21 protein-coding genes are annotated in these 19,882 nt (G+C 60.6%); 12 read left to right on the top strand and 9 right to left on the bottom strand.

What is annotated here, in order from left to right; all coding sequences use genetic code 11:
- Positions 1 to 146: 146 nt before the first annotated feature.
- Together CIB54_RS09205 and CIB54_RS09200 are read left to right on the top strand one after the other, a co-directional pair.
- Positions 147 to 713, top strand: a complete 567-nt coding sequence (locus CIB54_RS09205; RefSeq protein ID WP_101219607.1) for a hypothetical protein — start codon at positions 147 to 149, stop codon at positions 711 to 713.
- Complete coding sequence (locus tag CIB54_RS09200) at positions 703 to 993, top strand: acyl carrier protein (RefSeq protein ID WP_101219606.1); 291 nt, start codon at positions 703 to 705, stop codon at positions 991 to 993. Before CIB54_RS09205 ends, CIB54_RS09200 begins: the two co-directional genes overlap by 11 nt.
- A 52-nt stretch (positions 994 to 1,045) precedes the next feature.
- Here CIB54_RS09200 and CIB54_RS09195 read toward each other — a convergent pair whose 3' ends face one another.
- Entirely contained in the window at positions 1,046 to 1,507 is a 462-nt protein-coding gene (locus CIB54_RS09195; RefSeq protein ID WP_065952090.1) for an Lrp/AsnC family transcriptional regulator, read from the bottom strand.
- Between the two features lie 160 nt (positions 1,508 to 1,667).
- On the opposite strand from CIB54_RS09195, the gene yedA reads away from it, so the two are divergent.
- The gene (gene yedA, locus CIB54_RS09190) at positions 1,668 to 2,564 is read left to right on the top strand and encodes a drug/metabolite exporter YedA (RefSeq protein ID WP_065952091.1); all 897 of its coding nucleotides are present in this window, start codon (positions 1,668 to 1,670) and stop codon (positions 2,562 to 2,564) included.
- A gap of 49 nt (positions 2,565 to 2,613) precedes the next feature.
- Complete coding sequence (locus CIB54_RS09185; protein ID WP_065952092.1) at positions 2,614 to 3,948, top strand: RNA helicase RhlE1; 1,335 nt, start codon at positions 2,614 to 2,616, stop codon at positions 3,946 to 3,948.
- A 122-nt stretch (positions 3,949 to 4,070) separates the two neighbouring features.
- On the opposite strand, the gene CIB54_RS09180 is transcribed toward CIB54_RS09185, so the two are convergent.
- Positions 4,071 to 5,297, bottom strand: a complete 1,227-nt coding sequence (locus CIB54_RS09180) for a TIGR03862 family flavoprotein (protein ID WP_101219604.1) — start codon at positions 5,295 to 5,297, stop codon at positions 4,071 to 4,073.
- 171 nt (positions 5,298 to 5,468) lie between these two features.
- Entirely contained in the window at positions 5,469 to 6,389 is a 921-nt protein-coding gene (locus CIB54_RS09175; RefSeq protein WP_101219602.1) for a histone deacetylase family protein, read from the bottom strand.
- Positions 6,390 to 6,465: 76 nt separating this feature from the next.
- Between CIB54_RS09175 and CIB54_RS09170 the strand changes: the two genes are divergently transcribed.
- The 3 genes from CIB54_RS09170 (at position 6,466) to CIB54_RS09160 (ending at position 8,648) form a co-directional block, all read left to right on the top strand.
- A complete protein-coding gene (locus tag CIB54_RS09170) occupies positions 6,466 to 7,035 on the top strand; it encodes a GNAT family N-acetyltransferase (RefSeq protein WP_065952094.1) in 570 nt (189 codons plus the stop codon).
- 159 nt (positions 7,036 to 7,194) lie between these two features.
- A complete protein-coding gene (gene tesB, locus CIB54_RS09165) occupies positions 7,195 to 8,064 on the top strand; it encodes an acyl-CoA thioesterase II (RefSeq protein WP_065895199.1) in 870 nt (289 codons plus the stop codon).
- Positions 8,061 to 8,648: an HAD family hydrolase gene (locus CIB54_RS09160; RefSeq protein WP_101219601.1), complete on the top strand. Its 588-nt coding sequence runs from the start codon at positions 8,061 to 8,063 to the stop codon at positions 8,646 to 8,648. Before tesB ends, CIB54_RS09160 begins: the two co-directional genes overlap by 4 nt.
- A 960-nt stretch (positions 8,649 to 9,608) precedes the next feature.
- Here CIB54_RS09160 and CIB54_RS09155 read toward each other — a convergent pair.
- The 3 genes from CIB54_RS09155 to CIB54_RS09145 are packed head-to-tail and all read right to left on the bottom strand — an operon-like array spanning position 9,609 to position 11,940.
- Positions 9,609 to 10,583, bottom strand: coding sequence for a hypothetical protein (locus CIB54_RS09155; protein ID WP_101219599.1), 975 nt, complete (start codon positions 10,581 to 10,583; stop codon positions 9,609 to 9,611).
- Positions 10,584 to 11,471, bottom strand: a complete 888-nt coding sequence (locus tag CIB54_RS09150; RefSeq protein ID WP_101219597.1) for a KPN_02809 family neutral zinc metallopeptidase — start codon at positions 11,469 to 11,471, stop codon at positions 10,584 to 10,586.
- Positions 11,472 to 11,526: 55 nt separating this feature from the next.
- On the bottom strand, positions 11,527 to 11,940 hold the full coding sequence (locus CIB54_RS09145; protein ID WP_065952098.1) for a lipoprotein: 414 nt from the start codon (positions 11,938 to 11,940) through the stop codon (positions 11,527 to 11,529).
- A 185-nt stretch (positions 11,941 to 12,125) separates the two neighbouring features.
- Between CIB54_RS09145 and CIB54_RS09140 the strand changes: the two genes are divergently transcribed.
- Positions 12,126 to 13,004, top strand: coding sequence for a DMT family transporter (locus tag CIB54_RS09140; RefSeq protein WP_101219595.1), 879 nt, complete (start codon positions 12,126 to 12,128; stop codon positions 13,002 to 13,004).
- A 1-nt stretch (position 13,005) separates the two neighbouring features.
- Here the strand turns inward: CIB54_RS09140 and CIB54_RS09135 are convergent, their stop codons facing one another.
- The gene (locus CIB54_RS09135) at positions 13,006 to 14,340 is read right to left on the bottom strand and encodes an MFS transporter (protein WP_065952100.1); all 1,335 of its coding nucleotides are present in this window, start codon (positions 14,338 to 14,340) and stop codon (positions 13,006 to 13,008) included.
- A gap of 210 nt (positions 14,341 to 14,550) precedes the next feature.
- Between CIB54_RS09135 and quiC the strand changes: the two genes are divergently transcribed.
- Positions 14,551 to 16,452, top strand: coding sequence for a 3-dehydroshikimate dehydratase QuiC (quiC, locus tag CIB54_RS09130; RefSeq protein ID WP_065952101.1), 1,902 nt, complete (start codon positions 14,551 to 14,553; stop codon positions 16,450 to 16,452).
- A gap of 75 nt (positions 16,453 to 16,527) precedes the next feature.
- Positions 16,528 to 17,193 carry a TetR/AcrR family transcriptional regulator gene (locus CIB54_RS09125; protein ID WP_101219593.1) on the top strand — a complete coding sequence of 222 codons (666 nt, stop codon included), beginning with the start codon at positions 16,528 to 16,530 and terminating at the stop codon, positions 17,191 to 17,193.
- Between the two features lie 135 nt (positions 17,194 to 17,328).
- Here the strand turns inward: CIB54_RS09125 and CIB54_RS09120 are convergent, their stop codons facing one another.
- Both CIB54_RS09120 and aroQ read right to left on the bottom strand, forming a co-directional pair.
- The gene (locus CIB54_RS09120) at positions 17,329 to 18,183 is read right to left on the bottom strand and encodes a shikimate dehydrogenase (protein WP_101219661.1); all 855 of its coding nucleotides are present in this window, start codon (positions 18,181 to 18,183) and stop codon (positions 17,329 to 17,331) included.
- On the bottom strand, positions 18,183 to 18,629 hold the full coding sequence (aroQ, locus tag CIB54_RS09115) for a type II 3-dehydroquinate dehydratase (protein WP_065895204.1): 447 nt from the start codon (positions 18,627 to 18,629) through the stop codon (positions 18,183 to 18,185). Before aroQ ends, CIB54_RS09120 begins: the two co-directional genes overlap by 1 nt.
- Positions 18,630 to 18,959: 330 nt before the next feature.
- Here aroQ and CIB54_RS09110 point away from each other — a divergent pair, with 330 nt between their 5' ends.
- The gene (locus CIB54_RS09110) at positions 18,960 to 19,388 is read left to right on the top strand and encodes a DUF4160 domain-containing protein (RefSeq protein WP_065952102.1); all 429 of its coding nucleotides are present in this window, start codon (positions 18,960 to 18,962) and stop codon (positions 19,386 to 19,388) included.
- Positions 19,385 to 19,852 carry a DUF2442 domain-containing protein gene (locus CIB54_RS09105; protein WP_101219591.1) on the top strand — a complete coding sequence of 156 codons (468 nt, stop codon included), beginning with the start codon at positions 19,385 to 19,387 and terminating at the stop codon, positions 19,850 to 19,852. Before CIB54_RS09110 ends, CIB54_RS09105 begins: the two co-directional genes overlap by 4 nt.
- Positions 19,853 to 19,882: the final 30 nt, after the last annotated feature.

Below are 19,882 nucleotides of genomic sequence, written 5' to 3'. Positions count from 1 at the left end.
GAGATCGCTTTCCCTTGAGCTCTGAATGGTTGGTAGGCCGAATCCGGTTGTAGCCTAGGACCTTTCTGGTTTTCTCCTGCGTTCATCTATCGCGTCTTACTGCGACCTACCATTCCGTCTGTCATTCACGCACAGGGATTACAGTCATGCAGGAAAGCGATCTTCATACGGCGATCATTCGAAGCAAGCTCGAACTCGAATCAAATGGCATTGATCTGGGTTCAAGTTCAAGCATGGCGTTTCATGTGGGCAACACAATGACAAGCTGCCCGGCAGTCATGGTGTTGCCGAGTTCGCCAGGTTGGCGTCATGGCCCTCATTACCAGTTACTCAAGCCGATTCACGCTGACCCCGCTGTGCCCGATACGACGTTTGATGAACTGTGGAAATGTACACAGCAACACTACGGCCTCACGGCAGCCACAGTTGTCACGGGCGCGGCGGGCATACCGATAAGCAAAATTGCGGTGGGTGCGTGGGTTCACGTCGGCTCCAGCAAAACCACGAACCTGGCTAGCCTGATCGGAATGCGCTTTTTTCCTCGTACATTGATCAGGCAACCCACCATGGCCAGAATGGCAAAAGCAACGTTTGGTACGGTCCGGGTATTTGGCGTCATTGGGCGAGGCATACCCTCCGTTGCTGCCGGGCTTGCAGTCTTTGATCTAGTCAGTATTGGTAAGTGTGCCTATGAAGCGAGAAATGGAAGGTAGCCTGACCCGAGCCGAAATCAGCGAAAAAGTAATTCAGCTGTTCGTGGATATCATCGGTTTCATCGACCAAAGCGATGTGACGGAGCAAACCGATTTCATCCATGACTTCGACATCATTGATGATGACTTGACCTGCTTCGTCATGCAGATCAAGTGGCAGTTCAAGCTGCAAGCGACTCAGGACGATTGGGATCGCATTACAACCATCAAGCAGGTAGTCGATTTGATCTTCAGCGCGGCCACTGACGCCATCGGGGGCAAGCCCCCTCCCACATTCTGAAGGTGTTCACACATCAAGTGTGGGAGGGGGGCTTGCCCCCGATGGCGGCGGGTCAGCCACCACTTTTCCCATTGGCCTCCAACTGCCCCAACGGCACCCGCCGCTCTATTGCGCTGGACAAAATAATCGACGTCTTGCTGAACCCGAACTTCGCCACTCGGTTAATCAGGTCTTCCAACTGCGGCATGGTGCCCACCGCCGCCTGCATGATCACGCACGGATCGCCGGTGACCCGATGGCATTCGGTCAGCTCGGGAATTTGCGCCAGGGCGTCGTAGACCTTTTGACTGCCGTGATTGGTCAGCCGTAATTCAATCACGCATTGAATCGGCAGGCCGACTTTGGACAGGTCTACCTTGGCCTGGTAACCGGTGATCACCCCGCTGGCCTCCAGCTTGGCCACGCGCTCGGCCACGGCAGGGGCGGACAGGTTCACCGTACGGGCCAGTTGTGCGTAGGAAGCGCGCCCGTCTTCGAGCAGGGCGCTGAGGAGCATGCGGTCGTATTTGTCCATGATAAGGCTCCGGTTACGCCTGGCTTTCGAAAGCATGGTTTATAGCCTTCATAACCATGCTTTGAAAAGTGTATGGGCGCTTTAAACAGGTTTTGTAACTTATGTTTATCCGCCTTCGTTTCTAGAATAAGCCTCCCAACTCCTGCCATAGAGCCGCCCAATGCCTGGCCCACGTCGTTTTCCCTTACCGTTGATCGCCGCCTTTTTTGCGTTGTATGTGATCTGGGGTTCCACTTACCTGGTGATCCGCATCGGCGTGGAGTACTGGCCACCGCTGTTGCTGGCGGGGATTCGGTTTTGCACCGCGGGCGTGTTGATGTATGGCTATCTGCGGTGGCGCGGGGTGCCGGCGCCGACGTGGCCGCAGTGGAAGGCGGCCGGGATGATCGGCATTTTGCTGCTCACCGTAGGCAACGGCGGCGTCAGCGTGGCGGAGCATATGGGCGTGTCGTCCGGCGTGGCGGCCTTGGCCGTAGCGACCGTGCCGCTGTTCACCCTGCTGTGCGGTTTTTTCTGGGGCGCGCGTAATACGCGGCTGGAATGGGCCGGGGTGATCCTGGGGATTATTGGCATCGCCATGCTCAATATGGGCAGTACCCTGCAATCGAGCCCATTGGGGGCGGTGTTGCTGTTGATGGCGGCGGCTTCCTGGGCCTTCGGCTCGGTGTGGAGCCGACACTTGCCGCTGCCCCAGGGCGCCATGGCCAGTGCCGCGGAAATGCTGGTAGCCGGCGTGGCGCTGCTGATCGTCAGCACGCTGTCCGGCGAGCACCTGCAGGCCATGCCGCCGCTGGAAGGCTGGTTGGCCCTGGCCTACCTGACGGTGTTCGGTTCGATCATCGCCTTCAACGCCTACATGTACCTGCTCAAGCACGTGCGCCCGGCGGCCGCGACCAGTTATGCCTATGTGAATCCGGCGGTGGCGGTGTTGCTGGGGATTGTGTTCGTCGGCGAGAGCATTGGCCTGGAAGAGGCCCTGGCGATGCTGGTGATCATCAGTGCGGTGTTGCTGATCAGCTTGCCGCAGTGGCGTAAGCCGAAGCCGGAAATAAGGTAAACTGCGGCGCAATTGCGACCTTGCGCTGAATTTTTCCTACGGTAACTACATGACTTTCGCCACCCTTGGCCTGATCGAACCCTTGCTGCGCGCCCTTGAGACGCTTGGCTACCAGACCCCGACGCCGGTGCAGGCGCAAGCCATTCCGGCGGTGCTGGCCGGTCGCGACCTGATGGCCGCCGCCCAGACCGGCACCGGCAAGACCGCCGGCTTTGCCTTGCCGCTGCTGCAATTGCTGACGATGGAAGGGCCGAAAGTCGCCGCCAACTCGGCGCGTGCGCTGATCCTGTGCCCCACTCGCGAGCTGGCCGAGCAGGTTCACGCCAGCGTCGCCGAATACGCCCAGCACCTGCCGCTGACCACTTACGCGGTGTACGGCGGCGTCAGCATCAACCCGCAGATGATGAAGCTGCGCAAGGGTGTCGACATCCTGGTCGCCACCCCCGGGCGCCTGATTGATCTGTTCCGCCAGAACGCGCTGAAACTCAACCAGCTGCAAACCCTGGTGCTGGATGAAGCCGACCGCATGCTCGACCTGGGCTTCTCCGAAGAGCTGGCGAACATCTACCGCATGCTGCCGAAAAAACGCCAGACCCTGCTGTTCTCAGCCACGTTTTCCGATGACATCCGCCTGCTCGCCGGGCAAATGCTCAATGACCCGCTGAGTATCGAAGTCAGCCCGCGCAACGTCGCCGCCAACACCGTGCAGCAGTGGGTGGTGCCGGTGGATAAAAAGCGCAAGCCGGAACTGTTCGTGCACCTGATGCGCAAGGGTCGCTGGAAGCAGGTGCTGGTCTTCGCCAAAACCCGCAATGGCGTGGACGCGCTGGTGGACAAGTTGCAGGGCCTGGGCATCAATGCCGACGGCATCCATGGCGACAAGCCCCAGGCGACCCGCCAACGCGCGCTGGACCGCTTCAAGGCCAGCGAAGTGCAGATCCTGGTGGCCACCGACGTGGCGGCCCGTGGCCTGGATATCGAAGACCTGCCGCTGGTGGTCAACTTCGACCTGCCGATCGTCGCCGAAGACTACATCCACCGTATCGGCCGTACCGGCCGTGCGGGCAACACCGGCGAGGCGATTTCGCTGGTGTGTGCCGATGAAGTGAACATGCTGTCGGCGATCGAGATGCTCACGCGCCAGACCCTGACCCGCAAAATGGAAGCGGATTTCGTACCCGAGCATCGCGTGCCGGATACCGATGCCAGTGGGCAGGTGGTGAAGAAGCCGAAAAAGCCGAAGAAGCCCAAGACATCGGGCGGCGGCGGTAAGCGCAATTTGGGTAAATGGGTGGACAGCGGTGACGTGGCGCCGGCGGAACCGTCGATCAAGCCGGTGCGCAAGGTGCCGGTTTTCAACACCGGACCGCGTAAGAAGAAGTGATTTTGCGGTGGGGCTGATGGCCTCATCGGGGGCAAGCCCCCTCCCACACTTTGATTTGTGAACACATTCGAAATGTGGGAGGGGGCTTGCCCCCGATGGCGGCCTTGAATCCACCCCACCTCTCAGTTGTTAAGCCATTCCAACAGCCCAAGCCCCGCCGCCCTGCCACTGGCAAAACACCCCGTCAGCAGATACCCCCCGGTCGGCGCCTCCCAATCCAGCATTTCCCCGGCACAAAACACCCCAGGCAATTGCTTGAGCATCAACCGCTCATCCAGTGCTTCAAACGGCACACCACCGGCCGTGCTGATGGCTTCGTCGATGGGCCGCGTCTTGACCAATGTCAGCGGCAACGCCTTGATATCGACTGCCAACTGCGCCGGATCGGCGAAGTGTTCAGCGGGCGTCAGCTCGCGTAACAACGCCGCTTTTACGCCATCCAACCCCAGCTGACTGTGCAAATGCTTGCTCATCGACCGCGACCCACGTGGCTTTGCCAGCGCAGCCTGCACCTTGTCCAGCGGCTTGCTCGGCAGCAGATCGATATGCACGGTGGCGGCGCCGTCACGGTTGATCGTTTCTCGAATCGGCGCCGACAGCGCATAGATCAGGCTGCCTTCGATGCCAGTGGCCGTCACGACGCATTCCCCCAGTCGAGGCTTATCGTCCCCCAGTCCAATGGCGACATTTTTCAACGGCGCCCCGGCGAATTTGCTGACCATCAGGTTGCTCCAGGCTGACACCTCAAACCCGCAGTTGCTCGGTTGCAGGCGAACGTAAGGCACGCCTTGGCCTTCCAGCAGATTCAGCCAGGCCCCATCGGAGCCCAGGCGGGACCAACTGCCGCCGCCCAGGGCCAACAGCACGGCATCGCTGTGGACAACTTTTTCGCCGTCCGGGCTGTGGATAAGCAGATCACCCTCGGCATTCCAGCCCACCCAGCGATGCCGGGTGTGGATAACCACACCTTGATCACGCAGACGCTTGAGCCAGGCACGCAGCAACGGCGCGGCCTTCATGTCCGTAGGAAATACGCGGCCGGAGGTGCCGACAAAGGTTTGAATGCCCAGGCCGTGAATCCACTCGCATAACGCCTCGGCCCCGAAGCGGCGCAGCAACGGCGCCATGTGCGGTGCGCGTTCGGCATAGCGCGCAAGGAACGCCGGGTAGGCTTCGGAGTGGGTGATATTCATGCCGCCGACGCCGGCCAGCAGGAACTTGCGTCCTACCGAAGGCATGCCGTCGTACAGCGCCACCCGTACGCCCGCCTGGCTCAAGACTTCGGCGGCCATCAGCCCGGCAGGGCCGCCGCCGATAATGGAGACAGAGGGGGGAGAAGACTGAGGCATGGGCAAGGCTACGGTGGTGTGAATAGGCCGAGCATTCTACCCGACGACGGCACGCCTGCCTGATCAAAAAATGTACACTTTCCTACACACCATACGGTTACTTGCTTGCAGGCCGTTACACTCAAGTTATCCACAGGTGATTCCACAGGCATTGTGGGTAACGCACACATATCAATGACAACCTGATGACGTCCACACACGCTGCGCACTGTGATGCAGGATGCCGTGGCGGCGGGCCAGGGCAGGGCGGTCCTTGCTGTAGCCGCCACCGATCACGCCCATCACTGGAATATCGCGGCCCAGGCAGTGACGCATCACGCTTTCATCGCGGGCGGCAACGCCGGCATCCGTCAGCTTGAGGTAACCGAGGGCGTCGTCCTTGTGTACGTCCACACCCGCGTCGTACAGCACCAGGTCCGGCTGGTAGAGCGGCAGCAGGTAATTGAGCGCGTCGTCGACCACCTTGAGGTAGTCGTCGTCGCCCATGCCCATGGGCAATGGAATGTCCCAGTCGCTCCGGGCCTTGCGCGCCGGAAAGTTCTTTTCACAGTGCAGCGATACGGTGATGGCATCCGGCGTGTCATGCAGGATGCGTGCGGTGCCGTCGCCCTGGTGCACGTCGCAATCAAAGATCAGCACCCGATTGACCCGGCCGCTGGCCAGCAGGTAATGGCTGATCACTGCCAGGTCATTGAAGATGCAAAAGCCCGCCGGGTAATCGTAATGGGCGTGATGGGTGCCGCCGGCGAGATGGCAGGCCAGGCCGTGTTCCAGCGCCTGCTCCGCCGCCAGGATCGAGCCGCCCACCGCGCGCACGGTGCGGCGCGCCAGGGCTTCGCTCCACGGCAGGCCGAGGCGCCGTTGGTCCTCGCGAGACAACTCGCCGCTCATATAGCGTTCGATATACCCGGGATCGTGGGCCAGGCCCAGAGTCTCCCCCGGGCACAGTTGCGGACGCAGCAACTGGCTGTCCTCGGTCAGGCCGCTGTCCACCAGGTGGTCGCGCAACAGGCGAAACTTGTCCATGGGGAACCGGTGGCCTGCCGGGAACTCGGGGCTGTAGTCATCGTGGTAGATCAATGGCAAGGGCATGGGATTTTCTGACGGGAATCTGCGTCGGATCTTACCAGCGCTGTACACTCACGCACATGGCAAGGGAGGGGGAACCATGGAGCCGATACTGGAATTGGAAAGTGCACGCCTGGTCATGCGCCCATGGCGTGACAGCGACCTGCCGGCCTTTGCGCAGATGTGCGCCGACCCGCAGGTGATGCGCTATTTCCCGGCCAGGTTGAGCCACCTGGAAAGCGCCGCACTGATTGGGCGGATTCGCGGCCATTTTGCCGAATATGGCTTTGGCTTTTGGGCGTTGCAGCGCAAGGACACCGGCGAATTCATCGGCCTTACCGGGCTGCAGAACGTCAGTTTTGAGGAAAGCTTCACCCCGGCGGTGGAAATCGGCTGGCGCCTGGCCCGCGAACATTGGGGCCTGGGTTATGCCAGCGAGGCAGCATGGACCGCATTGCGTTGTGGTTTTGATCGTTTGAGCCTGGATGAAATCGTCGCCTTTACCACCGAAGGCAATTTGCCTTCACAAAAAGTCATGCAGGCCATCGGTATGCATTACGATCCGCAGGCAGATTTTCAACACCCCAAAGTCGCAGCCGATGACCCGCTGCGCGCCCATGTGTTGTACCGCATCACCCGCGCCCAATGGTTGGACACGCTGCACGGATAAGCAGGCGGTCATACTTAATAGAAACCTGTAGGAGCGAGATTGCTCGCGAAGGACGCAAGCGCGCTGCGGTAAACCAAGAGCGCTGCGTCATCGTTAACGATTTTCGCGAGCAAGCTCGCTCCTACAGGTAGATACCGTTTTGCTTTGAGGAGAGTTTCAATGAGCCAAGTATTGGAAGATCTGGTGGACTTGCTGACCCTGGAGCCGATCGAGGAAAACCTCTTTCGCGGCCGCAGCCAGGACCTGGGTTTTCGCCAACTGTTCGGTGGCCAGGTGCTTGGCCAGTCGCTGTCGGCGGCCAGCCAGACGGTAGAAGAAGCGCGTCACGTACATTCCCTGCACGGTTATTTCCTGCGCCCTGGAGACGCGGCGTTGCCGGTGGTGTATTCGGTGGACCGCGTGCGCGATGGCGGCAGTTTCAGTACGCGCCGCGTCACTGCGATTCAGAAGGGCCATCCGATCTTCACCTGCACGACCTCGTTCCAGTACGACGAAGAAGGCTTCGAGCACCAGACCACCATGCCCGTGGTGGTCGGCCCGGAGAACCTGCCATCGGAGCTGGAGCTGACTCAGCAGCGCGCGCACCTGATCCCCGAGCACATGCGCGACAAGCTGCTGTGCCCCAAGCCCATCGAAGTGCGCCCGGTCACCGAAAAGGACCCGTTCAACCCGCAGCCGTCCGACCCGGTCAAGTACGTGTGGTTTCGCGCCGACGGCGCCCTGGCCGATGCGCCGGCATTGCATAAATACCTGCTGGCCTACGCCTCGGACTTCGGCCTGCTGACCACCTCGCTGCTGCCCCACGGCAAGACCGTGTGGCAGAAAGACATGCAAGTCGCCAGCCTCGACCACGCGCTGTGGTTTCACGCCGACCTGCGCGCCGATGATTGGTTGCTGTATGCCATGGACAGCCCCTGGGCCGGCAATTCGCGTGGGTTTTCCCGTGGCAGCGTGTACAACCGCGCTGGGCAACTGGTGGCCTCGGTGACCCAGGAAGGCTTGATTCGCCATCGCAAGGACTGGGCATGAGCCTAGCCGACGTCCGGCATTGGGTGTTCGACATGGACGGCACCCTCACGGTGGCGGTGCATGATTTCGCGGCCATCCGGGTGGCGCTGGAGATTCCTGCCGAAGACGACATTCTCACGCACCTTGCCGCGTTGCCGGCGGACATCGCGGCAGCCAAGCATGCCTGGCTGCTGGAGCATGAGCGCGAACTGGCACTGGGCTCGGTGGCAGCGCAAGGTGCGGTTGAACTGGTGCGCGAGCTGGCCGCACGCGGTTATCGCCTGGGAATTCTGACGCGCAATGCCCAGGAGCTGGCCCATATCACCCTGGAGGCGATTGGCCTGGCGGACTGCTTTGCCATTGAGGATGTGCTGGGGCGTGAGGACGCGCCGCCCAAGCCTGACCCGGGTGGCTTGTTGAAACTGGCGGCGGCCTGGGGCGTGTCACCCCGCGAGATGGTGATGGTGGGGGATTATCGTTTTGACCTGGACTGTGGCCGGGCAGCGGGGACCAGGACCGTGTTGGTGAACCTGCCGCAGAACCCCTGGCCGGAGTTGGCGGATTGGCATGCCGAGGACTGTTCGGCGCTGCGCCGAATGATTTAACCCAGGCAATAGAGATCAACTGTGGGAGGGGGCAAGCCCCCTCCCACATTTTTAATCCGGTTTCATCAGCGAGTGCGGGAACGTTTCTGCTGCGCAGCGTTGTACCGGATGATCCAGCCCAGGCAATAGCGATCAACTGTGGGAGGGGGCTTGCCCCCGATAGCGGTCTGTCAGCTAAACATGTGCTGACTGACACACCGCCATCGGGGGCAAGCCCCCTCCCACATTTTTAATCCGGTTTCTTCAGTGAGTGCGGGAACGTTTCTGCTGCGCAGCGTTGTGCCGGATGATCCAGCCCAGGCAATAGCTATCAACTGTGGGAGGGGGCTTGCCCCCGATAGCGGGCTGTCAGCTAAACATGTGCTGACTGACACACCGCCATCGGGGGCAAGCCCCTCCCACATTTTTAATCCGGTTTTTTCAGTGAGTGCGGGAACGTTTCTGCTGCGCAGCGTTGTACCGGATGATCCAGCCCAGGCAATGAAGATCAACTGTGGGAGGGGGCTTGCCCCCGATGGCGGTCTGTCAGCTAAACATGTGCTGACTGACACACCGCCTTCGGGGGCAAGCCTCCTCCCACATTTTTAATCCGGTTTCTTCAGTGAGTGCGGGAACGTTTCTGCTGCGCAGCGTTGTGCCGGATGATCCAGCCCAGGCAATGAAGATCAACTGTGGGAGGGGGCTTGCTCCCGATAGCGGTCTGTCAGCTAAACATGTGCTGACTAACACACCGCCATCGGGGGCAAGCCCCCTCCCACATTTTTAATCCGGTTTCTTCAGTGAGTGCGGGAACGTCTCTGCTGCGCAGCGTTGTACCAGATGATCCAGCCCAGGCAATAGCTATCAACTGTGGGAGGGGGCTTGCCCCCGATAGCGGGCTGTCAGCTAAACATGTGCTGACTGACACACCGCCATCGGGGGCAAGCCCCCTCCCACATTTTGATTGGGTTTCTTCAGTGATTATGGTGCAAACAACACCTTTTCTCCCTGCGGCGAAGTCAACATCTTATCCCCGTCATGCCCAACCCCTGGCACTTCCACCAACCTGTGACCCAGCTGCGGATGCCGCCGCTTGAGGTAGTCAAAATAGTTGTGCCCGCGAATCAGCCGATACGCGCCCTGGGTTTGGGCTTCGCAGCTTTTATCCAGCGCAGGGTGGTTGGGGTCGGTGTCCTGCTGGCCCAGCAGGTAGGTGATATCGCGTGATACGTAGGCCCGCTCCAACTGTTCGGCACCGTGGTCGCCGGCGTAGGCCGGCAGCTTTTGCATGCCGTATTTCCAGTCATTGAAACCTGGACAATCGGCTATCTCGAACGGCACCGGCCGCTGCGGGCTGAAGTAGGCATAGGACGATGGGTTGGCGACCACATAGCGCAGGCTGATGCCCTCGGTCTCCAGCATCGGGTGAGTGTGGCCGGTGACAGCGAAACGCTGCACCACCTGGCCACCGCCGGAATGCCCGGCGACCACGATTTCCTTGAGCGCCGGGAACAGTGTGCGGCTGCCCAGGTGCTTGATGATCTGGTCGAGGGCGGCAAACGAGCTGATCTGGCCCGGGCCGATTGACGGTTCGCCGGCCATCCAGTCGTTACCCTTCCAATGCAACACCTGATCGCCCAAGTGGTTACGCTTCACATCCAACTGATTGAGAAACTGCGGCGCGATCACCAGCGTGTTGCCGCCAACCCCGGCATGGTTGGCGGCGTCGATGCCGCTTTGCAGGTAGGTCTGCGCATTGCGCAGGCGGCCATGCACGATGATCAGCGCACGAGTGACCTTGGGCAGCGGCTGGCGCCAATCCTGGCTTAAGCCGAGGCTGAGGTCGCCGGCCTCCAGATGAAAACGATCGGGGCTGATCACCTTGACGCCGTGTTCGGCCGCCAGGGTGCAACCGGACACCAACACACCCAGCAGCAACCCCAATCGTTTATTCATTTAGAGACTCTTGGCATTAAAGGTATCGCACTGGGCGATCTGCCCCTGGGCGAAGCCGGTCTTGAACCAGCGCACGCGCTGGGCCGAAGTACCGTGGGTAAACGAGTCCGGCACTACGCGCCCCTGGCCCTGTTGCTGCAGGCGGTCGTCGCCGATGGCATTGGCCGCGTTCAGGGCTTCTTCGATATCACCGGGCTCCAGCCAGTTCAGGCGTTTTTGTGCGCGGTTGGCCCACACGCCGGCAAAGCAGTCGGCTTGCAGTTCCTGGCGTACCAGCAAGCCACCGTCGCCTTGCATGGGGCGACCTTGCTCGCGCGCGGCCTGGATCTTGGACGAGATGCCGAGCAGGGTTTGCACGTGATGCCCGACTTCGTGGGCGATCACATACGCCTGGGCGAAATCGCCGGCGGCCTGGAAGCGTTGCGACATTTCCCGGAAGAAATCCAGGTCCAGGTACACCTGCTGATCCGCCGGGCAATAGAACGGGCCGCTGGCCGCGGTGGCGCCCCCGCAGGCGGAGTTCACCCGGCCACGGAACAGGATCAGTTTCGGGTTCTTGTAGGCCAGGCCGTTTTCCTGGAATACCTGGCCCCAGGTGTCTTCGGTATCGCCCAGCACGGCGCGGACAAAGTCGGCCTGCTCATCGTTGGCCGGCGGCGCCTGGCGCGACTGTGGCTGCGTGCTGACCGACGGCGCCTGCTCCATCTGGCCGGTCAACTGGCCGAGGATCTGCATCGGGTCCTGGCCGGTGAGCCAGCCGATGCCGACGATCAGCACGATAGCGGTGAGGCTCAGGCCCTTGCCGCCACCGAAGCGCATACCACCGCCGCCGCTGTCATCGCGGGCATCGACCACGTTGTCGCTGCGTCGGCCTTTTTTCCATAGCATGGGGCAATCCTCTTGTTAACGGTCCGGCAAAAATATGGATGGAGTATGGTCGTAGTTAGCGGCAATAGCCTTCGCCGGCAGCCACAATCAGGCAGTCTTTTTTATCTGCCAGCCACTTCAGGCCCGTGGCGGCGCCGTCCCCGGCACGCAGCAACTGGGGGCCGTCGGGGCGAGTGAAGGCGATGCCTTCGTCGGTTGCCTGGCCCTTGAATGTGCCGGAAGCATCGGCATCCAGGCCATATTGCATGGTCAGGAGGTAATGACCGCGGCCGATGCTGTCGTCCTTGGCGATGTTCAGGTTCAAGCCTTCGACGCCGATCCACTTGCCCACCCATTTATCGGTTGGCGGGGTCTCGGGCACCAGGGTTGCTTGCACGGAAGCGGGTGCAGGCTTTGGTGCTTCCTTGGGGGTCTTGTCACAGGCAGAGAGCAGGGCGAGGGCAGACAGGGCAAACAGGATTTTTTTCATATCGGCAGGGCCTTGGTTAAAAAGTGTGCAACGCTGGGGCGTGCGTGCAGCGTTGGACTCAAATCCACTGATTTAGTGCGCTGTTCGCCCGGTGTTTGGTTATGCTCTTGGGGCAGACACAGGCCCGGCTGCTAGATTACTAGGTTGAGTGCTATCGCGTTCCGCTCGACATACAAGAGAAATCAATGACTGTCAGTACCCCGCTTTCCGGCGTCAACCATCCCTTCAAAGGCATTCTGCTGATTGTGCTGGCGACGTTTCTGTTCTCCAGCCACGACGCCTTGTCCAAATACCTGGCCGGGTTCTACCCGATCGTGATGGTGGTCTGGGCGCGTTACATGGTGCACACCTTGTTGATGGCGGGGATTTTCCTGCCGCAATCGGGCCTGCGCGTGCTGCGCAGCAAACGCCCGGGCATGCAGGTGGTGCGGGCGTTGTGCCTGTTGGGCACCAGCCTGTTCTTCACCACGGCGCTGCATTACATCCCGTTGGCGGAAGCCACGGCGGTGAACTTCCTCGCGCCGATCCTGGTGACGGCGCTCTCGGTGCCCTTGCTCGGCGAGCACGTCACACGTGGCCAATGGCTGGCGGTGATCTGCGGGTTTGTCGGCGTGGTGATCATCATTCATCCGGGCGGTGAGTTGTTCACACCGGCGGTGCTGCTGCCGCTGTGCTCGGCGTTGTTCTTCTGTTTCTACCAACTGCTCACGCGCATTCTCAGCCAATACGACAGTCCCACCACCAGCAACTTTTTCGCCGGCCTGTGCAACACCTTGGTGATGAGTGCGATGGTGCCGTTCTTCTGGCAGGTGCCCACCCTGTGGCATGGCGTGATGATGCTGGCGCTGGGCACCTGTGGGATGACCGCGCACTTGATGCTCACCCAGGCGTTCCGCTTCGCGGCGCCGGCCTTGCTGGCGCCGTTCGGCTATTGCCAGATCGCGTTTGCGGGGTTGTTGGGTTGGCTGGTGTTCAGCCATACCCCCGACACGACCACCGTGGTCGGCATCGGGGTGATCTGCATGAGTGGGTTGGCCGCTGCCTGGCAGCAGCGGCGTCGGTAAATTAAACGTCTACTGTAGGAATCTTGCGCGGCGCCATGAAGTACATCCAGGTCAGCGCAATGAAATACATCGCCGGGATCAGGGTGAACAACACGGTGTAGTTGTTGTGGGTCACGGTGAGGATATGGCCGACGATCTGGGTCATGAACATGCCGCCGATGGCCGCGCACATGCCGCCGAAACCGAACACCGTGCTCATCATGTGCTTGGGCGTGTAGTCCATCACCAGGCTCCAGATGTTGGCGGTCCAGGCCTGGTGCGCGCCGATGGCCAGGGAGATGGCGAACACCGCGACCCACAACTGGCTGGAGCCGGCCGCCATGATCACGCCGACGATGCAGCAGGCGAACAACAGCATCGACAGCAGCCGTGCCTTGATCGAGTTCATCCCGCGCCCGATCAGGAACGAGGACAGGATGCCGCCGCCCACACTGCCGAAGTCGGCGGTGAGGTAGATGATGATCAGCGGAATGCCCATCTGCGTCACGTTGATGCCCAGGTTGTATTGCTGGTTCAGGAACGGCGGCAGCCAGTACAGGTAGAACCAGAACACCGGGGCGGTCAGCGAGTAGGCCAGGGCGAAGGCCCAAGTGCCGCGCATGCGCAGGATGCGGCTGAACGGCACGCGGGGTTGTTCCGGCTCGACTTCCTGTTGCACGTAGTCCAATTCCGATTGTTTAACGCTGGGATGGTCTTCCGGGTTGTAGTACTTCAAGCCCCAAAGCACCAGCCAGATACCTCCGAGCGCGGACATGCACAGGAACGCCGCCTGCCAGCCCCACACGTGCAGGATCAACGGCAGCAGCATGGGCGTCATCATGGCGCCGACGTTGGTGCCGGCGTTGAAAATGCCTGTAGCCACTGCGCGTTCGCCAGCGGGGAACCAAAGGCGCGTGGTTTTCACACAGGCAGGGTAGTTGGCCGCTTCGGTCAGCCCGAGGATGAACCGGCAGACCATGAAACCGAGCGCCGAAGTGGCCAGGCCGTGGGCACCGGTGGCCAGGCTCCACAGCAGTACCGCGCAGAAAAACACGCGCTTGACGCCAACCCGGTCGATCAACCGGCCCTGCAGCACAAAGCCGATGGCGTAGCCGACCTGGAACCAGAAGTTGATGTTGGCGTAGTCCATCGCCGTCCAGCTCATTTCCTTGGCCAGAATCGGTTGCATCACGCCCAGGGCGGCGCGGTCGATGTAGTTGAGGGTGGTAGCGAAGAACACCAGGGCCAGCATGCCCCAGCGGGTTTTACCCACGGCCAGGGCGCCGCGGATCTTGTCGCCGATGCCGGCGTGCGGTGTGCCGGGGCGCGTGGCCAGGGCGGGATTTTGCAGAGGCATGAGGTCGTACCCGTTTTTGAAATTTTTATGGTGAGATCTGGGTCTTGATGCAAGGTTGATGGTGCGCAGTGGTTAAAAAGTCGTCAATTCGCCAAAGGGGCATAGTGTTCGATAATCGCACCAAAAACTAACCGGTTCGTACATTTTAATTGCCGCGTGTAGGCTGGGGGCGAATAATTTGCCATAAACAACAATTGCCGGGAGTGACCCATGCAACGTTCCATCGCTACCGTGTCGTTGAGCGGCACCCTGCCGGAAAAGCTCGAAGCCATTGCCGCCGCCGGGTTTGATGGCGTTGAGATTTTCGAGAACGACCTATTGTATTACGACGGCAGCCCGCGCGAAGTTAGACAGATGTGCGCCGACCTCGGTATCGCCATCACTTTGTTCCAGCCGTTCCGCGACTTTGAAGGCTGCCGCCGTGACCGCCTGGCCCGTAACCTGGAGCGCGCCGAGCGCAAGTTCGATTTGATGCAGGAGCTGGGCACCGACCTGGTGTTGGTGTGCAGTAACGCCTCGGCCGATTGCGTGGGCGATGAACGCATCCTGCTCGATGACCTCAGCCTGCTGGCCGAACACGCGGGCCGCCGTGGCTTGAGAATCGGCTACGAAGCGCTGGCCTGGGGCAAGCATGTGAACACCTGGCAACAGGTGTGGAACCTGGTGCGCCAGGTGAATCAGCCAAGCCTGGGCGTTTTGCTCGACAGTTTCCACACCTTGTCCCTCAAGGGCGATCCGAGTGCCATCGCCGAGATCCCCGGCGACAAAATCTTCTTCGTACAAATGGCCGACGCGCCGATCCTGGCCATGGATGTACTCGAGTGGAGCCGGCATTTTCGCTGCTTCCCCGGCCAGGGCGAATTCGATCTGGCAGGCTTTCTTGCGCCGATCATCCAGAGTGGCTACACCGGGCCTTTGTCCCTGGAGATTTTCAACGACGGCTTTCGCGCCGCACCGACGCGGGCCAACGCGGCGGATGGTTTGCGCTCGTTGCTGTACCTGGAAGAGAAAACCCGTCAGCGCCTGGCCGCGCAACAACCTGCCGCGCCCGTGGATATCCTGTTCGAGACGCCGGCGGCCAGCGAATACGATGGCATCGAATTCCTCGAGTTTGCCGTGGATGAAAGCCTTGGCGCCAAGCTCACGCATTGGTTGGAGCGCCTGGGCTTTGCCAAGGCCGGCCAGCATCGCTCCAAGAATGTGAGCCTGTTGCGTCAGGGCGATATCAACCTGATCCTCAATTGCGAGCCCTATTCCTTTGCCCACAATTTTTTCGAGGCCCATGGGCCGTCGTTGTGCGCCATGGCGATGCGGGTCAACGACAGTGCCAAGGCATTGGAGCGAGCGGTGGCCTACAAAGGCCAGCGCTATCGCGGCCTGGTTGGGCCCAACGAACTCGAGCTGGCCGCCGTGCGTGCGCCGGATGGCAGCCTGATCTACCTGGTGGACCGAAGCGAAGGCGGGCTCTACGACACCGATTTCAACCTGCAGCCCGCGACTGCCGCCAGCGGCGGCTTGCTGCGCATCGATCATATGGCCATGGCCCTGCCGGCCGACAGCCTCGACAGCTGGGTATTGTTCTACAAGAGCCTGCTGGATTTTGAAGCCGACGACGAAGTGGTGCTGCCCGATCCCTATGGTCTGGTCAAAAGCCGCGCATTGCGCAGCCGCTGCAGTTCGATTCGCCTGCCGCTGAATATTTCCGAGAACCGCAATACTGCCATTTCCCACGCGTTATCGAGCTACCGCGGCTCGGGCGTGCACCACATTGCCTTCGATTGCGCGGATATTTTCGCCGAAGTGCGCCGGGCCAAGGAGGCCGGCGTGCCGCTGTTGGACATCCCGCTCAATTACTATGACGACCTGGCCGCACGCTTTGATTTCGACGATGAGTTTCTCAGCGAATTGGCGTACTACAACGTGCTGTACGACCGCGACGCCCAGGGCGGTGAGCTGTTTCACGTCTACACCGAAGCCTTCGAGGGCCGGTTTTTCTTTGAGATCATCCAGCGCAAGAACGGCTATGCCGGCTATGGCGCGGCCAACGTGGCCGTGCGTCTGGCGGCAATGGCCAAGTCGCGCAGCGGTGCGGTGCGCCAGGCACGTTTATAACGGCAGTCGGGGTGCTTCCTTCGGGGAGCGCCTCGGCCCATAATCGGGCCTGCATAAAAACGCCGTGAGCGCACCATGACCCTGACTCCCGACCTCTCTGCCGTGTCAGACGCACCGCGCAAGAGTCGCAAGAACAATCCGGAAAAGACCCGCGAGAATATTCTCCAGGAAGCCGTTGTCGAGTTTGTTCAGCAAGGCCTGTCCGGCGCCCGCGTGGACGCCATTGCCGAGCGCATCCACACCTCCAAGCGCATGATCTATTACTACTTCGGCAGCAAGGAGCAGCTCTACGTCGAGGTGCTGGAGAAGCTCTACGGCGATATCCGCAACACTGAAACCCGCATGAACCTCACGGCCCTGGAACCGCGCGAAGCGATTCGCCGGCTGGTGGAGTTCACCTTCGACCACCATGACCAGAACGTGGATTTCGTGCGCATTGTCAGCATCGAAAATATCCACAACGCCGAGTATGTGAAACGCACCAGTACGATCAAGGACATGAACAGCAAAATCCTCGAGAGTCTCGGTGAGACCTTGCGTCGAGGCGCTCAGATGGGACTGTTTCGTGAAGGGTTGGAGCCCCTGGATGTCCACCTGTTGATCAACTCGTTCAGTTTTTACCGCGTATCCAACCGCCATACGTTCAGCGAGATTTTTCAGATCGAACTGTCGGATGAGGCGATCAAGCAGCGGCATCGCGCGATGATCTGCGAATCGGTGTTGCGCTACCTTCAGGCCTGAGAACACGTGATTTCAGGGCTGAGTGCAATCAATGTGGGAGGGGGCTTGCCCCCGATTGCGGTCTGTCAGATGAGCATGTGCCACTGATACACCGCTATCGGGGGCAAGCCCCCTCCCACATTTTTGGCCCGGTTTCTACAGGGAGGTATTCATGCTCTGGAAGTGCGCCAGCATCCGGTCTGCATCCGCCGCCGCGCCGCAGAACAACTCAAACGCCTTCACTGCCTGAAACACCGCCATATTGCCGCCATCCAGGGTACGGCAACCCAGGGCGCGGGCGTCATGCAGCAATTGGGTTTGCAGCGGGAAATACACGATTTCCGCCACCCACAGCCCGGCGTGCAATAACCCGGCCGGCACGGGTGTGCCGGGCAGCTTGGCCATGCCCATCGGCGTGGTATTGACCAGACCTTGCGCCTCGGTCACGGCGTTGGCCAAGTGGCCGCCGACCTGGGCGCGACCTTCGCCAAAACGCCGGGCGAGGCTATCCACAAGCTCGCGGGAACGGGCGGTGTCCACGTCGAAAATGCTCAGCTGTTCCACGCCCTCGGCCAGCAGCGCGTGCGCCACGGCCGCGCCCGCACCGCCGGCGCCCATCTGCACCACGCGCTGGCGTGGCACATCATTGAAGTTGCGCCGAAAACCTTCGGCGAAGCCCAGGCAATCGGTGTTATGGCCGATGCGCTTGCCGTCTTTGAACACCACCGTGTTAACCGCGCCAATGCCCCTGGCCTCGTCGGACAATTCATCCAGCAACGGCAGGATTGCTTGCTTGCACGGGTAAGTAATGTTCAGGCCGGTGAAGTGCATCTGTTCAGCGGCACGCAGCAGGTCGGGCAGGGCATGGCTGTCCAGGCGCTGCACCTCCAGATCGATCAGGCGATACAAATAGCGCAAGCCCTGGGCGTCACCTTCCTGTTCATGCAGGGCGGGCGTGCGCGAGGCCTGGATGCCGGCGCCGATCAGGCCGGCGAGAACGCGGGGTTTCATCAGGCGCATCCTTTCAACGAGTGGCTGAAATGCTCCAGGGCCAAGTGGTAGCCATGGCTACCAAACCCGGCCAGTACCGCCTTGGCGATGGGCGAGACAAAGGAGTGATGACGAAACGCCTCACGGGCATGCACGTTGGATAAATGCACTTCGATCACCGGCACTTCGCTGGCCACCAGCGCATCGCGAATCGCTACCGAGGTGTGGGTCCAGGCCGCTGGGTTGATCACGATCCCGGCGCAACGGGCGCGGGCCGCGTGAATCCAGTCGAGCAACTCGCCTTCATGGTTGGTTTGGCGAAACTCAATGCTCAGCCCGAGCTTTTCGGCGCTGCGGCCACACAGGGCGGCGATGTCAGCCAGGGTTTCGTGACCGTAAGTGGCGGGCTCGCGGGTGCCGAGCAGGTTCAGATTGGGGCCGTTGAGCACCAGCACGATAGGCGGCATAGAGGGGTCTCCACAGTTTTTATTGGTTGTGGAGATAAAATGTACCGAATGGTTAGTTTGGTCAATGAATGGCGGTAGATGTGTTCGATTATCGAACCGTTAATCAGCACGGCAGCTTCTGTTGAAGTATTACGCCGGATTGCAGAGTGAACACGATTTGCGAGCGCGGACGGAGTCTCCCAACCGTTGGCATGAGTGGTTACAACCCGGCGTTCGCCGGTTTGTTCGGCGTTACTAATCTTTGACGCAGCTTCGTGAGCATGAAGCCGGTGGTCGGGTGACACAGGAAAATTGTTACCTGGCGGAAAACAACCTAACGGATGGGTTACGATGAGAGTAGGCACTTACAAGGGATATGTAATTTCGGTATTTCTCAGGGATGAGCATTGCCCGCCTCATGTGCATGTCAGGGGAAGGGCATGGGATGCACGTTTTCGTTTCAGTTTCCTGGATGGGGACGTGGAGCTGTGGGATGTAAACCCTGAACGCTGCCGACCACCCACGGCGATCTTGAAGGCATTACGCGAGGCAATAATGCAGCGGCACTACTTGGCGCGGGCACGCAGGATCTGGTGGGAAAACCTGCAAACGGTTTGCCTGGAGAACCATTCCTGGGATTGGGAAACCAGTGAGTTGTTGCCGGGGTTGATCATTCAGCGGGGCGTTTATGTGATCGCACGTGCCCGGCACGATGTCGTAGGGCAAAAAACAGTTTTGAGCCTGGTCAGGGCACCGGGGTTTGTGGAGATTGAATTATGAAAAAAATCGTAACAGCCAAAGTCACACCCTATGTGCCTCTCAGCGATGCCGATGTCGACAAGGCAATAGCCCGTGGGCGCAAGCTGAAGCGTCTGTATGCCAACGCCAGCAACGTGCGCTATCAAGACGACTGCATCTCCATTGGCTTCAGCGATGGCAGCCGTGTCATGTTGCCGGTGGCCGGTCTACCGGAGTTCGCGGGGTTTTCCCCGCAGGACTTTCAGCAGTTGGAGGTCGGTTTCGGCGGCAAGGCGCTTTGCTGTGAGGCCCGGGACCTGGACGTTTCGATCACGGGCCTTATCGCCACAAGCCAGCCTCTGATGGACCTCGCTACAAGCCTGGTAGCCTCGCGAAACGGTCGCAAACGCAGCGCCGCCAAATCAGCTGCCGCCCGGGCCAATGGCAAGAAGGGCGGCCGGCCGCGCAAGGACGTTCTGGATTCGGGCGACACGCCGGATACATGAATTCCAGCTTCGGAGTTGATGATGCCTGAC

The organism is Pseudomonas fluorescens, assembly GCF_002837185.1.
GTDB classification, from domain to species: domain Bacteria; phylum Pseudomonadota; class Gammaproteobacteria; order Pseudomonadales; family Pseudomonadaceae; genus Aquipseudomonas; species Aquipseudomonas fluorescens_AM.
This window is presented reverse-complemented; position numbering and strand designations above follow the sequence as displayed.

Excerpts from the sequence above, each read along its gene's own strand:
- CIB54_RS09125 (WP_101219593.1), top strand. The coding sequence starts at position 16,528 with ATGACCCTGACTCCCGACCTCTCTGCCGTGTCAGACGCACCGCGCAAG.
- tesB (WP_065895199.1), top strand. The coding sequence starts at position 7,195 with ATGAGCCAAGTATTGGAAGATCTGGTGGACTTGCTGACCCTGGAGCCG.
- CIB54_RS09150 (WP_101219597.1), bottom strand. The coding sequence starts at position 11,471 with ATGCTATGGAAAAAAGGCCGACGCAGCGACAACGTGGTCGATGCCCGC.
- CIB54_RS09185 (WP_065952092.1), top strand. The coding sequence starts at position 2,614 with ATGACTTTCGCCACCCTTGGCCTGATCGAACCCTTGCTGCGCGCCCTT.
- CIB54_RS09155 (WP_101219599.1), bottom strand. The coding sequence starts at position 10,583 with ATGAATAAACGATTGGGGTTGCTGCTGGGTGTGTTGGTGTCCGGTTGC.
- quiC (WP_065952101.1), top strand. The coding sequence starts at position 14,551 with ATGCAACGTTCCATCGCTACCGTGTCGTTGAGCGGCACCCTGCCGGAA.
- CIB54_RS09145 (WP_065952098.1), bottom strand. The coding sequence starts at position 11,940 with ATGAAAAAAATCCTGTTTGCCCTGTCTGCCCTCGCCCTGCTCTCTGCC.
- CIB54_RS09200 (WP_101219606.1), top strand. The coding sequence starts at position 703 with ATGGAAGGTAGCCTGACCCGAGCCGAAATCAGCGAAAAAGTAATTCAG.
- CIB54_RS09195 (WP_065952090.1), bottom strand. The coding sequence starts at position 1,507 with ATGGACAAATACGACCGCATGCTCCTCAGCGCCCTGCTCGAAGACGGG.
- CIB54_RS09175 (WP_101219602.1), bottom strand. The coding sequence starts at position 6,389 with ATGCCCTTGCCATTGATCTACCACGATGACTACAGCCCCGAGTTCCCG.
- CIB54_RS09205 (WP_101219607.1), top strand. The coding sequence starts at position 147 with ATGCAGGAAAGCGATCTTCATACGGCGATCATTCGAAGCAAGCTCGAA.
- CIB54_RS09135 (WP_065952100.1), bottom strand. The coding sequence starts at position 14,340 with ATGCCTCTGCAAAATCCCGCCCTGGCCACGCGCCCCGGCACACCGCAC.
- CIB54_RS09110 (WP_065952102.1), top strand. The coding sequence starts at position 18,960 with ATGAGAGTAGGCACTTACAAGGGATATGTAATTTCGGTATTTCTCAGG.
- CIB54_RS09140 (WP_101219595.1), top strand. The coding sequence starts at position 12,126 with ATGACTGTCAGTACCCCGCTTTCCGGCGTCAACCATCCCTTCAAAGGC.
- yedA (WP_065952091.1), top strand. The coding sequence starts at position 1,668 with ATGCCTGGCCCACGTCGTTTTCCCTTACCGTTGATCGCCGCCTTTTTT.
- aroQ (WP_065895204.1), bottom strand. The coding sequence starts at position 18,629 with ATGCCGCCTATCGTGCTGGTGCTCAACGGCCCCAATCTGAACCTGCTC.
- CIB54_RS09180 (WP_101219604.1), bottom strand. The coding sequence starts at position 5,297 with ATGCCTCAGTCTTCTCCCCCCTCTGTCTCCATTATCGGCGGCGGCCCT.
- CIB54_RS09160 (WP_101219601.1), top strand. The coding sequence starts at position 8,061 with ATGAGCCTAGCCGACGTCCGGCATTGGGTGTTCGACATGGACGGCACC.
- CIB54_RS09170 (WP_065952094.1), top strand. The coding sequence starts at position 6,466 with ATGGAGCCGATACTGGAATTGGAAAGTGCACGCCTGGTCATGCGCCCA.
- CIB54_RS09120 (WP_101219661.1), bottom strand. The coding sequence starts at position 18,183 with ATGAAACCCCGCGTTCTCGCCGGCCTGATCGGCGCCGGCATCCAGGCC.
- CIB54_RS09105 (WP_101219591.1), top strand. The coding sequence starts at position 19,385 with ATGAAAAAAATCGTAACAGCCAAAGTCACACCCTATGTGCCTCTCAGC.